At 42.1% G+C, this 14,080-nt stretch carries 9 protein-coding genes and 2 pseudogenes; 7 read left to right on the top strand and 4 right to left on the bottom strand.

Going from position 1 to position 14,080, the window contains the following annotated elements; genetic code table 11:
* The first annotated feature begins 212 nt into the window (after positions 1-212).
* From BM100_RS18490 to yjiA, 3 genes are all read left to right on the top strand, one after another.
* Positions 213-2,366 (top strand): carbon starvation CstA family protein, encoded by a 2,154-nt coding sequence (locus tag BM100_RS18490; RefSeq protein ID WP_092513664.1) that lies wholly within the window; start codon positions 213-215, stop codon positions 2,364-2,366.
* 188 nt (positions 2,367-2,554) lie between these two features.
* Positions 2,555-2,758, top strand: coding sequence for a YbdD/YjiX family protein (locus BM100_RS18485; RefSeq protein ID WP_092513662.1), 204 nt, complete (start codon positions 2,555-2,557; stop codon positions 2,756-2,758).
* Between the two features lie 92 nt (positions 2,759-2,850).
* Positions 2,851-3,813 (top strand): GTPase, encoded by a 963-nt coding sequence (gene yjiA, locus BM100_RS18480; protein WP_092513660.1) that lies wholly within the window; start codon positions 2,851-2,853, stop codon positions 3,811-3,813.
* Positions 3,814-4,223: 410 nt separating this feature from the next.
* Here yjiA and BM100_RS18475 read toward each other — a convergent pair.
* From BM100_RS18475 to BM100_RS18465, 3 genes and pseudogenes are all read right to left on the bottom strand, one after another.
* Positions 4,224-4,790: pseudogene (locus BM100_RS18475) on the bottom strand (tyrosine-type DNA invertase); the annotation flags it as partial.
* Positions 4,791-5,610: 820 nt separating this feature from the next.
* The gene (locus BM100_RS18470; protein WP_092513656.1) at positions 5,611-6,978 is read right to left on the bottom strand and encodes an L-cysteine desulfidase family protein; all 1,368 of its coding nucleotides are present in this window, start codon (positions 6,976-6,978) and stop codon (positions 5,611-5,613) included.
* 136 nt (positions 6,979-7,114) lie between these two features.
* On the bottom strand, positions 7,115-8,440 hold the full coding sequence (locus BM100_RS18465) for an SLC5/6 family protein (protein ID WP_092513655.1): 1,326 nt from the start codon (positions 8,438-8,440) through the stop codon (positions 7,115-7,117).
* A gap of 991 nt (positions 8,441-9,431) precedes the next feature.
* Here BM100_RS18465 and BM100_RS18460 point away from each other — a divergent pair.
* From BM100_RS18460 to BM100_RS18445, 4 genes are all read left to right on the top strand, one after another.
* Positions 9,432-10,478: a 3-oxoacyl-[acyl-carrier-protein] synthase III C-terminal domain-containing protein gene (locus BM100_RS18460; RefSeq protein WP_092513653.1), complete on the top strand. Its 1,047-nt coding sequence runs from the start codon at positions 9,432-9,434 to the stop codon at positions 10,476-10,478.
* A gap of 468 nt (positions 10,479-10,946) precedes the next feature.
* Complete coding sequence (locus BM100_RS18455; protein WP_092513651.1) at positions 10,947-11,618, top strand: CsgG/HfaB family protein; 672 nt, start codon at positions 10,947-10,949, stop codon at positions 11,616-11,618.
* A 21-nt stretch (positions 11,619-11,639) separates the two neighbouring features.
* Positions 11,640-12,011 carry a DUF4810 domain-containing protein gene (locus BM100_RS18450; protein ID WP_092513649.1) on the top strand — a complete coding sequence of 124 codons (372 nt, stop codon included), beginning with the start codon at positions 11,640-11,642 and terminating at the stop codon, positions 12,009-12,011.
* The gene (locus BM100_RS18445) at positions 12,011-12,670 is read left to right on the top strand and encodes a DUF799 domain-containing protein (RefSeq protein WP_092513709.1); all 660 of its coding nucleotides are present in this window, start codon (positions 12,011-12,013) and stop codon (positions 12,668-12,670) included. The genes BM100_RS18450 and BM100_RS18445 overlap by 1 nt, the downstream gene beginning before the upstream one ends.
* Positions 12,671-12,733: 63 nt before the next feature.
* Here BM100_RS18445 and BM100_RS18440 read toward each other — a convergent pair.
* A pseudogene (locus BM100_RS18440) lies at positions 12,734-13,990 on the bottom strand (MATE family efflux transporter); the annotation flags it as partial.
* Positions 13,991-14,080 lie beyond the last annotated feature (90 nt).

Here is a 14,080-nt window from a genome sequence, read left to right as displayed (position 1 = left end):
AAGGATTTTGACCGCTTAATAGGGAATGCAACCGCTGGCTCAGATCCTGCTAATAGCAAAGGGGAAGTTTTATATCATAGGGCAATGTGGCGAGGAGTATATACCTGTTATGGGTATAACTTCCTTCCGGTTATTAAGTAGCCGGTTTATGGAAAAGGAAGTAAAAATTAAATAGTGACTTGCTGTTCGTCTGACCTTGGAAAGGAAGTTTTATGAACAATAATAAATTGTTAAAACACATCCCCTGGATGATATTGGGAATTATTGGCGCATTTTGCCTTGGCGTTGTCGCACTGCGTCGGGGAGAACACGTCAGTGCGCTATGGATCATTGTTGCATCCGTCGCTGTGTATTTGGTGGCTTATCGGTACTACAGCCTTTATATCGCTACCAAAGTGATGAAACTGGATGCAACCAGGGCAACCCCTGCGGTCGTGAATAATGATGGATTGAATTATGTTCCGACCAATAAAAATGTGTTGTTTGGCCACCACTTTGCCGCCATTGCCGGCGCAGGGCCGTTGGTCGGGCCGGTACTGGCAGCACAGGTAGGATATCTGCCGGGAACATTGTGGTTGTTGGCGGGGGTAGTACTTGCCGGTGCTGTACAGGACTTTATGGTGCTGTTTATCTCTTCCCGTCGCAATGGCTCGTCATTAGGTGAGATAGTTAAAGAAGAAATGGGGCGTGTACCGGGTACGATAGCCCTGTTTGGATGCTTCTTAATTATGATCATTATTCTGGCGGTGCTGGCCCTGATTGTCGTGAAGGCCTTGGCAGAAAGTCCGTGGGGCGTATTTACAGTGTGCTCAACTGTGCCAATCGCGCTTTTCATGGGGATATACATGCGATATATCCGTCCGGGGCGTGTTGGTGAAGTCTCGGTCATTGGCATTATCATGTTAATTGCCGCCATTTGGTTTGGTGGGGTTGTCGCAGCAGATCCTTATTGGGGCCCTGCACTGACTTTCAAAGACACAACCATTACTTATGCACTGATTGGCTATGCTTTTATCTCCGCATTGTTGCCGGTCTGGCTCATTCTGGCACCACGTGATTATTTGGCAACTTTCCTGAAAATCGGTGTGATTGTTGGCCTTGCGATTGGGATCGTTATCCTGAACCCAGAGCTGAAAATGCCGGCAGTGACACAATATATTGATGGCAGCGGGCCAGTTTGGAAAGGTACTCTGTTCCCATTCTTGTTCATTACGATTGCTTGTGGTGCAGTGTCTGGCTTCCATGCCCTGATTTCTTCGGGAACTACGCCTAAATTGCTGGCAAACGAAACCGATGCCCGTTTCATCGGTTATGGTGCCATGCTGATGGAATCATTTGTTGCGGTCATGGCGTTGGTTGCTGCCTCCATCATTGAACCGGGCCTGTACTTTGCCATGAATACGCCACCGGCTGCACTGGGTATCACGATGCCTGACCTGCATAATCTGGGCACGGCAGAGGCACCCATGATCATGGAATCTCTGAAAGAGGTAACAACCCATGCGGCGGCGACTGTCAGTTCTTGGGGCTTTGTTATTTCCCCTGACCAGATTTTGCAAACAGCAAAAGACATTGGTGAACCGTCTGTCCTGAACCGTGCTGGTGGAGCGCCTACCTTAGCGGTAGGGATTGCACATGTATTCCATCAGATAATACCTGCGGCGGACATGGGCTTCTGGTATCACTTCGGGATTTTGTTTGAGGCTCTGTTTATTCTGACGGCGCTGGATGCCGGTACCCGTTCTGGCCGCTTCATGTTGCAAGATCTCTTGGGTAATTTTGTTCCATTCCTCAAAAAAACCGATTCTCTGATTGCCGGCATCATTGGTACAGCGGGCTGTGTGGGCCTATGGGGCTATCTGCTGTATCAGGGCGTGGTTGATCCGTTGGGCGGCGTTAAGAGCCTGTGGCCACTGTTTGGTATCTCTAACCAGATGCTGGCAGCGGTTGCACTGGTCTTGGGCACCGTTGTCTTAATCAAGATGAAGCGCACCAAGTATATCTGGGTAACGGTGATTCCTGCGGTGTGGTTACTGCTTTGTACGACATGGGCGTTGGGACTGAAATTATTCAGTGACAATCCACGCCTTGAAGGCTTCCTTTTCCTTGCTAAAGAGTACAAGAAGCGGATCGCTGAAGGTGGCGCCGACTTGACGGCCCAGCAAATCAGCAACATGAACCATATTGTTGTGAACAACTATACCAATGCGGGATTAAGTATCCTGTTCTTTGTGGTGGTATACAGCATCATTATTTATGGTATCAAGGCGGCGATAAAAGCGAGCAAAAACCCGGAGCGTTCAGATAAAGAAACGCCTTATGTTCCGGTTCCTGAAGGTGGGGTAAAAGTTTCCTCTACGCACTGATTTGTCAGGGTATGCGGTTTAAACCCAAGGAATATATCCAAGGTATAAACTACATCACGCAATATCAGTAAACGCGATACCCCGCATAATCAGCTTTGTATTATGTGGGGTATTTTTTGAGAACTGGTTTTTTCAGATAGTGTTTTTGCAGATAATGTCTTTGCAAAAAATTCGCTTGGAGAACAGCTATGTTTGGCAATCTTGGCCGCGCAGGTAAATATTTGGGACAGGCTGCCCGTATGCTGGTTGGTGTTCCTGATTACGATACCTATGTACAACACATGAAAGAGAATCATCCTGATCAGCCTTATATGACTTATGAAGAGTTTTTTCGTGAACGCCAAAATGCGCGCTATGGCGGTGATGGAAAAGGCGGCATGCGTTGTTGTTAGGGAAACACAATGTTAACGCAGTAAAAAAGTAACACCCTGAAGAAGTCATGACATGAATAGGCAAAAAGCGATTAGCAAGCGGAAAACTAAAAATGCAACCAATATCAGTTACCATCCTGACCGGTTTTTTGGGATCAGGTAAAACGACGCTGCTGCGTCATATTCTCAATGCTGAGCACGGTTATAAAATTGCAGTCATTGAAAATGAGTTTGGTGAAGTTCCCATTGATAACGAATTAATCGGTGAGCGTGCGACTCAGATTAAGACATTAAGCAATGGATGTATCTGCTGTAGCCGTTCAAATGAGCTGGAAGATGCTTTGCTCGATCTGCTGGACAGTATGGATAAAGGCCAAATCTATTTTGACCGCTTGATAATCGAATGTACGGGGATGGCAGATCCCGGCCCAATCACGCAGACTTTTTTCTCCCATGAAATCCTGTGCCAGCGCTTTTTATTGGATGGCATTATTACGCTGGTGGATGCTGTCCATGCAACTCAACAATTAGATCGCTTTCCCATTGCACAGGCACAGGTTGGATATGCAGACAGGGTGCTTCTGACGAAAACCGATATTGCGTCAAATCATGAAGCTTTGCTGGAACGTCTGCAACGAATCAATGTGAAGGCACCTATTTATAAAGTCATCCAAGGGGATGCGGATTTAAGCATATTATTCAATATCGAAGGCTTCATGCTGAATGATAATCTGACCATTTCGGCACCTGTATTCCGGTTCGCGCCTAAACAACAAAATACCATTCGGTCGATAGTGGTTAATCTATCTCATCCGGTGGAACTGGCCGCTGTTTCAGATTTAATGGAAGAATTGTTACTGAGTTTTGCGGACAATTTACTGCGTTACAAAGGAATACTGGCTATTGAGAATGAATCACGCCGCCTACTGTTTCAGGGAGTGCAACGCCTTTATAGCGCTGATTGGGACAGAGAGTGGGAACCTGATGAAACTCGGGAAAGTGTGCTGGTTTTCATTGGCATGGATTTACCGGAACAGAAAATTCGCGACAAATTTGCGGCATTGTCTGTCAAATGACTGCCCGTAAAATGATTGGCTGTGGAATGAATGCTTAGAGAGAACGTAGAGCATATATAGAGTACGGAGTTGTAACCGCTCAGTTCTTATTTTTTATTGAGCAGTGAAATAATCTGTATCAATTCGCTGCTCATGTGTAAAAAGAGAATTATATATTCTCGCGATTAGGTTTAATTTTATGTAAAAATAAAATTAATATTTTAACAATTGGAATACAGAATAAATGAAACTTATACATAAACCGAATTTATCATATGCGTAAAAATAATGACTTAATTTGGGATAGGGTAATTTGTTTGCTGTATTCATTTTATCTTTTACATTTACAGGCAATCTCCACAAACGGGTTAGTGGAGATTGTTACAATAACAAATCATGTTAGTGATAAAAATTAAGAAAAAATAAAACGTTTATTTAGAGTGTGTCTCCCAAATTCTGGAGAAACGTTTCACATTACTGGCGGTATAAATAACAGTATGTGAAATGTTGCGATGCCCAAGATAATCCTGAATCAAGCGTGTATCACGGCCGAGATCTGCCAATGCGTAGCCACAGGCATGCCTTAGCATATGAGGATGCGGGGAAACACTGACTGATGCCTGTTTGCCATAACGCTTCAATAATCCATAAACTTGCTGCCGTGAAACTGCCCCCGATTTTTGGGAAAGGAACACCCAGGGTGAGTCGGCTTCCCGCCATTTCTGACGAATAACCAGCCATCTGTGTAACGCTTCAATTTCTTCTGGAATCAAAGGGTGCGTGGTAGAAAGTCCTCCTTTCAACCGCCTGATATGAATAATTGCTGAGTTTAAATCAAGATCTGATAAACGTAGGTTACACAGCTCACTTACCCTAAATCCGTGAATAAAACACATCAATAGCATGCAGTAATCCCTTTCAGCATGACGTCCTTGTTTTGTTTCTGCCAAAATTGCATCTATTTCGTATCGGGTTAAAAATTTACGTTGCTTCATGACATTATCATTCCTATGACATCAGATAGAGTAATTGTAAATCGCATGGTATTTAAACCAATTGAATACAATAAACCACCAGTGTTTTTTGAACATGATTGATAAAATACCAGATTAATTTAATTGGAATACCGCAAATAAAAAATTCGCTGCTTCTATTCGTCATTATTTTTAATGAAAATACTAATTGAAATCGTATAAATACGTGCTGTGTGGTTCTGTTGTACAGAATGGGACAATCACAAATAGAATTCCACTCAAAAAAATCTTTCAGCTGAACTTTACAACTAATTTTTTAACTTGGTTTTATTTTTAGATTTTTATTCTTACAAAGTTCCTTTTGGGTGTGGTGATTTCATATTTTTACTGCATTTACCTAAAAAAGTAAATGATTTATCTAAATCGTTTAGGTAATGTCTTTATTTTGCTTTTAAAATAATCTCTTTTGCGAGTCGTTTGGTATAATATTTTGTTAAAATTTTAATATTGATTTTTTATTCTGATTTATTTGTGTTGAAGACGTAAACAAAGGCGAAGTTTAAAATGTTCAGAGGAGGAATTTTTAGATAAGGTGACTGTTGATATTACATCTTATTTGTACCATTGGTTATTATTTCAATTGTATATTATTATTGTTAATATTTAAAAAATATAATTATTCATGACATGAATTTTCATATTATTTCAATAAATCATTCCTGTTAAAAATTAAATATTATTTCACCATTTAGATGATGATTTATAGAATTCAGCATTATTGAATATGCATTTACACAGGCCAGAAAAACAGCAAAAAGAAAGTTTTTTGACCTGTGTGAATTATTTAAGCGAAACTTGCCTTGTGCGCCATAATTTCGATGATTTGTATATCTGTTTGTTGCATTGCATGACGCGCCAGAGAACAGAGATTGGCGATGGATTGATCCACATCATCGGAGACAATGCCATCACTGCCACGGACACAACTGTTGTCCAATGCCATTAATACGGCTTTGTAGGCAGCACTGGCACTGGTAGAAACTTTCATTGCGCAACTATTGGAAGCACCATCACAAATCATTCCGCTGATATCACCGATCATGCTGCAAATTGCCATCGCAACAGGGCGATAATCTGCTTCGATCAACCATGCAATGCCTGCTGCGGCTCCCATTGAGGCGGTCGTCGCCGCGCAGAGGGCAGAGAGTGTAGGTAATTTATTGTGAATATAAATCGCCATCAGGTGCGACAGCATAAGTGCCCGCGCCAACTGCTCTTTACTGCATCCCAAATGTTCAGCCACAACAACGACAGGCATCGTTGCCGCAATCCCTTGGTTGCCGGAGCCTGAATTGCTCATGGCGGGTAAAACCGCCCCCCCCATGCGGGCATCCGAAGCCGCAGAAGTGCGGATCATAATGTCAGAAAGTAAATCCCGTGCCAGCAACCCTCTATCGCGCTGGCGTTGTAATGTCATGCCGATGTGTAATCCATACTGGGTCGTTAAGCCTGCCTGAGACAGGGCATCGTTCAGGCGGGCTGATTCCAGGATAAAGTGGATATCTTCATAAGGTGCTTGTGTGGCAAACTCATAAACCTGCAAAGCGGTGGCTTGCTTAAGGCAATACTCGACTTCTTCGGTAAATTCGTCAGGAACATTGCCGTCAGAAGCATTGTTGTCTGAAACATGGGATTCCGCATGGCTAGCTTGTGATGATTTATCGAAAATCACATGGCTGTTATGGACAATTTTCACAATCTGCGTGTGGCTGCCGGCGATAATTACTGTCGCAGATTCATCCTGATAATAAACTGTGGCTTCAGAATACAGGACTTGCTCACAAGGCTGCTGAATGGTGACGGTAACGGCACCTTGCTGTAATAGCTTTTTACTTTGAGCAATATCAGCAGGCGTTGCATGTTGCAACACTTCCAAACCCGCATCGGGATCGCCGCCCAATGCTCCCAGTGCGGCGGCAATGGGCAACCCAACCATTCCTGTACCTGGCACCGTAACGCCCATGCCATTTTTCATTAAATTCGGTGAAACACGTGCGCTGATGCGCTGGGCGGAGCCAGATAGATAAGACGCTGCTTTGGCGGCTGCCAGAGCCAAAGAAATAGGCTCGGTACATCCTGTTGCGGGTTTAACTTCTTTTTTGACTGCCCGGATAAATTCATTCCACAGCCGTGTGTGTTGTTTTTGACTCATACAAACAAACCTTAGTGACAAAACTGATATGCCTTTTGTCTTTCAAGCAGCAGCTCCATTGGCTGCTCCTTGAAATTCATCAGGTATAGTAATTATTTTCTGGATATCGCTTTCGTATATGCGAACGCATTCTGGGTCAGGAAAAAGCCAGAAAAGGAGAAATACATAAGAGGAGCCCGGTAAAAATAATCAGAATGAGTGATGCTCCTTTGTAGTGATGCAAACTGGGAACTTTATAGACCAGATAAGCCGGGATCAGGCAGCCAACGATGCCGAATATTGGGCTACAGATGGAAGTGAAACTCAACACTGGTGCATTCAGGATAATGGCGCTCCATGCCAGTAAAATCGCGAAAACCATGATGCCTTTTTGTACCCAGTTCTCATTGATCTTTTCAGTCGGCATGATGCGACTGAGAATATTCATGGCAATGCCCTGACTCGCTTCGCGGAATCCGAGATAAACACCAAAAAAAGCTGTCATTACCGCGAAAATATTGAGCATGACACTGACAATAATCACCCAACCGCCCGGAAAGAATTGAGCGGCAATCGCCAGCGCTGAAATATTCTGCTCATAGGCTTTGACAGCTTCATCATGCCCCATTGCCAGAGTAAAAGAGATGGCATAGAAAAATACGGTTCCAAATAAAACGGCAAAGGCAATATTCATGGCCCTCAGCGCCTTATGGCGGGCAACTTCGCGATTTTTTTCACGATTGCGGTAAGAAATGACCATTGGGCTCAGCGTTTGGATAAATAAAATTGAAGTGAGTGTAAAGGGCAATGTAATGATGGCTTTTTTGATCAATAGACCAAGAGGGGGCAATATGCCGATATTGTACAGGTGCCACATACCAATCATGGATAAACCCAAGGCTGCGACAACAAACAGTTTGGTCATGACCATCAGGCTGGATAGCCTGAATAATAACTGTTCACCACGGGAAGAGATGGCAACTAAGAGGCAGATTAACACTAAGCCATAAAGCGGGTTGTCTGACATCAATTCATCGGTCACACCAAATGTTTGCAAGTAAGATGCACTGTCATTGGTTATGGCGGTGGAATAAACGAACATCCAGATCACCAGCATAATAAAGTAGAGCACTCCCAATAAAATGCCCCAATTTTTGCCAAGGTATCCACTGATTACACTCGGATAATCTTTACATTCTGCGGATTCTGCGAGGGTATTGATGAAAAGCCGTTGAAATAGATACATAGCTGGATAGCCAATAATGGATGACAGCAGAAAAACCCACAATCCCATCAATCCGACCTGAACTGGCAAGAAAACAATTCCAGCTCCAATTGCCATGCCAATACTCATAATGACCCAACCGATGTCAGTCCGGTCAAATTTTATCGCTTGCTTCCATTCTGCTTCAGTCATATTGGCGCGTTTGGCTGCCCGAGATAAAGGGGGCATAAAATCATAGTTTTTTACTGCTGTTTTCATAATAGCTCTCGCTTACATCTTTAGCATTGTAATAAGTATCGAAACAGGTACAGAGAGAAACACATCACGTAAACACTCAATAACCACTTTTTTAGTAAGTGAATTATCTCGAGCTAATAGTAAAGGATTTCAAAGAGAAAAAATTTCCTTAAAAATTCCACTTGGTAGGGTTTTTGAGAGAACAACTTCTTTATAAAGAAGAAATCACTACTTATTGTTCCCAATGAAAAATGGTAAAGGGAATTTTTGTAAAAAAGGAATTAGGGAAATTTGTATGGTATTGATAAACAATATAATTTCATCTTAATGCGAAGGTATTATGAGTCTGTATGATATTAACAATTGAAACAACTAGAGCGCGAAATTGTGTACATTGTCACGCTGATCTTCGTTCAAAACACCCTGTTAGCATTAAATCCTTTTTATTGTTAATATTATGCTTTAGTTTAGCATATTAATCTAGAGTTTTTTTATCAGTAAAGCTGGTTAATCAGCGGTTACAATTGAAATATTGAATGGAAAAAGAAACCAGCGCCACCAATAAACCTTGTGTTGTTGTGGTTTTTAATGCGTTATTTAATGCTCTTTTAAATATGATTTTTTAATGCATATGTAATAAATATCGACTTTAAAGTTATGCTATTTTATTAGTAATAAAAAATCACATAGTAACATCTATTGATGGACATAATTATTAACCAATAAGTTTTATAATGACATGAATATATAAAATAGCATTGATTATGTTTTTCTGAAAATAAAACTATGTTAAAAATATTACAGTTTAAAACAAATTCGTCGTGGGAAAGTTTTCTCTATATATAAATCTGAGGTGAAAGAATTGTATTTTTTTAAAATTTCACACCCCTTGTTTTAATTATTATTTTTTGAATATTTAAATCTATTGAATTTATAGAGTTAAATTTATTCATGGATGATTTTTACTTTTAAATAAAATAATTTATTCTGTTGCTATTCCGAGGATGTTTGCATGAAAATTATTGGTATTTCTGGAGTACTGCCATCAAGATGTGTGACTAATAAGGATATTATTGAATTAGTCGAAAAAAATTCAAAAGAAAATTTTCAGGGTGATTTAGCCAAAACCTTAAAAACAATTGAACGACTTTTGGACAAAACAGGTATTGAAAGTCGTTATTGGCTGGGTGACGGTGAAAAACCGATGCATCTGATGGAACAAGCCTTTAATCAGGCGTTGGAACAGGCAAATATCAGTAAATCAGAAATTGATCTGTTGATTTATCCTAACGTCACCCGGGGCTTCACAGAGCCTGCAAACAGTACCTTTGTTGCCAAGGCATTGGGATTGAACTGCCGTAACTACGATATTGTTGATGCCTGCAATGGCTGGATAACCGCAATGGATATCATCAATAGTAAAATGAAGGCGGGGGAAATACGGCATGCGGCGATTATTAATATGGAATTTGGCATGTCGGAAGGCAGCCCGTTCACCAAAAACTTTGCCCTGAATTCAGCCTCCGAATTAACTTATAAATATCCGAGTTGCACAATTGGTGAAGCTGCATCTGTCACAATATTGAATAATGAATCAATTGATAATTTTAGATTTGATTATATCAGCCGGCCTGAATTAAGTGACCTATGCAATATTTCCTTGCCGGATTGGAGATTGTTCTGCAATGAAAGTGATGTCGAGCTTATTGCCCCATTGGGAGGAAAGTACCAATTCAACTCTTATGGCGCGGCCTTGCATGAACACGCCGGATATGAAGTGCCGAATGTATTCAAGCAGCATGGTATTGATAGCCGTGATCTGCATAAGATTTTTATCCATACCGGGGCGCCAAATATGTGGAATAAATTTGGCAATGAAATTCAGGCAAAGGATAAAATTCATCATATAGGTCAAAAAACCGGGAACATTATTACGGCTTCCATTCCATTAGCCATTGCCCACGCTTTAGAAAATGGTCAAGTGGAAAGAGATAAACTTTGTATGGGATGGGCGGGGAGTGGTGGCATGGTATTTTCTGCGATGTCATTTAAATTATAATTCAATAATGGGCATTGGGGATAACACAGCCAAATATTCTAAGTTGAATGAACTGACTATATTTTTAAAGTAATAAGCAGTTTGTTTATTGGAATTTATTTTATTATCTATCATTAGGCGGAAAGATATAAATGATTTTTCCGCTTGTTTGATTTTATATCATGATGCTAATTAAATGACTTATCAGGATAAAGCCACAGTGAGCTTTTAGCGTTCGCATTGATAGAATAAATCCCTTTTAATCAAAGGGATTGTGGCTTTTAAACTGCTCAGATGTTGAGAGTGAGTCCTACCTTCTCGATTTAATTAAATAGACTTTTCCGGCCGCAATATCTATGATTTGTGCGCTTCATATTATCGGTATCCGCCCGCAGACCCTTACTACCTTTCAAATCGGCGTATTGTTGACGGCCCGGTAACTTGAAATATGACAGGTATATTTGAACATTTATTCAGGAAGGCATAATAATGAAAAGTAAATTCACATTAGCTTCGCTTTGCTTGGCTTCTCTTATGTTGGCTGGATGTGCAACAGAGTCCTCATCGACACTCCCAGTACAAAAAGTCTCTTCTTACAACACAACCTATACCGGAATCCGCAGCCCGATTGCAGTGGGTAAGTTCGAAAACCGTTCCAGCTACCAGAATGGCATTTTTTCCGATGGTGTTGACCGCTTAGGAAATCAATCAAAAACGATCCTTGTGACTCACTTGCAACAAACTGGCCGCTTCAACGTATTGGAACGCACCAATATGGCTGAATTGAAAGAGGAAGCCGGATTGCAGGGTAAAGCGCAAAAATTAAAGGGTGCTAACTACATTATTACGGGTTCCGTTACCGAATTTGGCCGTAAGGAAGTGGGCGATCATCAGTTATGGGGCATCTTAGGCCGCGGAAAAGCACAGGTTGCCTATGCAAAAGTGATGCTGAACGTTGTGAATGTTGAAACTTCCGAAGTTGTTTTTTCTGCCGCAGGAGCAGGGGAATATAAACTGTCCAGCCGTGAAATCATCGGATTTGGCGGTACTTCCAGCTACGACTCTACTTTAAATGGCAAAGTATTGGACTTGGCTATTCGTGAAGCAATCAATGATTTGGTCACTGGTATTGAAAATGGCGCATGGAAGCCAGCTAATTAATTAGACAGGAAAGTGAGTTACATGTTTTTGATGAAAAAGACAGGAATGCTGTCAGGCGTAATTTTATTGGCAGGTTGTGCACTGACAGGTTGTGTAAAAGCACCTAAGAATTTGTATGTATGGGGTGATTATCAACCCGCTCTTTACCAATATTATCAGCAGGATAAAACCGGGCCACAGGAACAGCTTCAGTCATTGCAGAAAGTGATCGAACAAGCCAAGTCGAAAGACAAACCTGTTCCACCCGGGTTACACGCACAAATGGGTCTGCTTTATAGCAAAACCGGCAATACCGGAGAGGCCTTTCGGCAGTTTGAAATAGAAAAAGAACTTTTTCCTGAATCTGCGCCTTACATGGATTTTCTGCTAAGCAAAAATAAGGGAGCTAAATGATGAACCGTTTATTTGGGGCAGTCGGCGCCTTATTCTTGCTGGTCTTGACTGGTTGTGTTCAACAGAAGCCTTATGATTATTCAGCGCTGAGGGAAAGCAAACCTAAATCTATTTTGGTTTTGCCTGCTGTCAATAATTCAGTGGAAGTAAAGGCCGCTGGCAGTGTTATGTCTCAGGTAACTTACCCGTTGGCAGAATCAGGCTATTATGTTTATCCCGTTGCGGTTGTTGACGAAACATTTCGTCAAAATGGCATGACGGAAGCGCAGGATATCCATAATCTCAGCTATAAAAAACTGTATGACATTTTTGGTGCAGACTCCGCTCTTTATCTGAATATCACCCAGTATGGTACGCAATACCAAATCATCAGCAGTGATACCCGCGTTAGTGCCACGGCCAAGCTGGTGGATTTACGCACGGGGAAACAGTTGTGGAGTGGTATCGCGACAGCATCCACCAATGAAAATAACAATAATTCAGGTGGTGGTCTGGTGGGAATGTTGATATCGGCGGCTATCTCGCAAATAGCGAATACCGTTATGGACAGAGGCCATGATATTGCAGGCATTACCAGTAATCGCCTGCTGGGGGCGGGGGGCTATGGCCGCTTGCTGTATGGGCCGCGCTCTGAGTTTTATGGCAAAGAGAAATTATAAGTTTTGACTGAAATAAAAATGCCGCAGAGATAATTGCGGCATTTTTTTATGTTCTTACCTAAATCAGACATCTAACCGTTTGGTTTGCCATTTTTTAGATTTCCAGCGCCAGGCATTAACTAAACCGCGTACCCATTCATCACAGAAGAACCCGATCCAAATCCCCAAGATCCCCATTCCCATGGTGATCCCTAAAAAATAACCGAGGGGGATGGAAATACCCCACATGAAAATGATTGCGGTATAAAGTGGAAAGCGTGCATCACCGGAAGCGCGCAAGGCGTTGACCATCACTATATTGAAAGTACGCCCCGGCTCCAAAAAGACGGAAAGCAGGAACAGCGGCAGCAGCAGTTCGATAATCATTTTGTCTTCCGTCATGAGATTGAGGAGTGGTTCCCGGAAAATCCAGAATGCCAGAACAACCCCCACCGTGACGATAACGCCGATCCGCAGACTTTTTAACCCGCGGATATAAGCATCTTCAAAGCGTTTAGCCCCAACAAGATGCCCGACCATAATCTCATTGCCGATGCTGGTAGAGATACCAAACAGCATGATGAACAGCGACAATTGGAAATACAATGTCTGTGCGGCCAGAGACGTTTCACCCATCAGGCCGATAAACGCCTGAGCCGTCATATATTGCAGGATCCACACTAAATTTTCACCGGCGGCTGGCAAGCCGATATGCAGAATTTTTCCCAGCATACTTTTAGACCACCGGATGAGCTGCATAAACTCGAATTTGATTTTCAACCCGCCGAACAGTAATCCGAAAAGTAAAATAATCGCAACAGTACGGCCAAATACGGTAGACCACGCGACCCCTTCCAGCCCATATTGAGGCAAGCCGAAGAACCCATACAGCACAATCATATTACCGGCGATGGTAAGTAAATTGGCGACCAGCGTGACATACATGGAGGCTTTTGATTTGCCATAAACTCGTAGGCAAGCGGCCAGAATAATCGAAATTGCTTCGGGAATGAGGCAGATACCGAGAACATGCAGATAAGCAAACCCGTCATCCATCAGGTTTTCCGGCAAGTTCATAATGTACAGAATCTTATAGCCGAAAAATATGGTGATCAAAGCACAGCTGAAACCCAGCACAAAATTGAACGCGATGGAAATATGGATTGCCAGACTGGCTTTTTCACGTTTTCCGGAACCCAGATATTGTGCGATGACGACACTGCAACCTACGCTGATGAAGTTGAAAATCGTAATGAAAAGATCAAAAACATGATTACCCACCCCCATCGCTGCGAGGTAAGAAGAAGAAATATGGCTGACCATGTACGTATTAATTAACCTGAGCTCGGGATAAGCAGAATAAAAAAAGAAAGGAACTAAAAGCGGGTTCGGTGATCAGATCTTTTGACCAAAAAAGAAACTTTTCACTGG

Source organism: Xenorhabdus mauleonii, assembly GCF_900113945.1.
Classification (GTDB): Bacteria; Pseudomonadota; Gammaproteobacteria; order Enterobacterales; family Enterobacteriaceae; genus Xenorhabdus; species Xenorhabdus mauleonii.
The sequence above is the reverse complement of the archived record's forward strand: the minus strand, read 5'-3'. Positions and strand labels throughout refer to the sequence as shown.

Coding starts and splice junctions, on each gene's coding strand:
- BM100_RS18470 (WP_092513656.1), bottom strand. CDS start 6,978: ATGAGTCAAAAACAACACACACGGCTGTGGAATGAATTTATCCGGGCA.
- BM100_RS18490 (WP_092513664.1), top strand. CDS start 213: ATGAACAATAATAAATTGTTAAAACACATCCCCTGGATGATATTGGGA.
- BM100_RS18455 (WP_092513651.1), top strand. CDS start 10,947: ATGAAAAGTAAATTCACATTAGCTTCGCTTTGCTTGGCTTCTCTTATG.
- BM100_RS18460 (WP_092513653.1), top strand. CDS start 9,432: ATGAAAATTATTGGTATTTCTGGAGTACTGCCATCAAGATGTGTGACT.
- BM100_RS18445 (WP_092513709.1), top strand. CDS start 12,011: ATGAACCGTTTATTTGGGGCAGTCGGCGCCTTATTCTTGCTGGTCTTG.
- BM100_RS18450 (WP_092513649.1), top strand. CDS start 11,640: ATGTTTTTGATGAAAAAGACAGGAATGCTGTCAGGCGTAATTTTATTG.
- BM100_RS18465 (WP_092513655.1), bottom strand. CDS start 8,440: ATGAAAACAGCAGTAAAAAACTATGATTTTATGCCCCCTTTATCTCGG.
- yjiA (WP_092513660.1), top strand. CDS start 2,851: ATGCAACCAATATCAGTTACCATCCTGACCGGTTTTTTGGGATCAGGT.
- BM100_RS18485 (WP_092513662.1), top strand. CDS start 2,555: ATGTTTGGCAATCTTGGCCGCGCAGGTAAATATTTGGGACAGGCTGCC.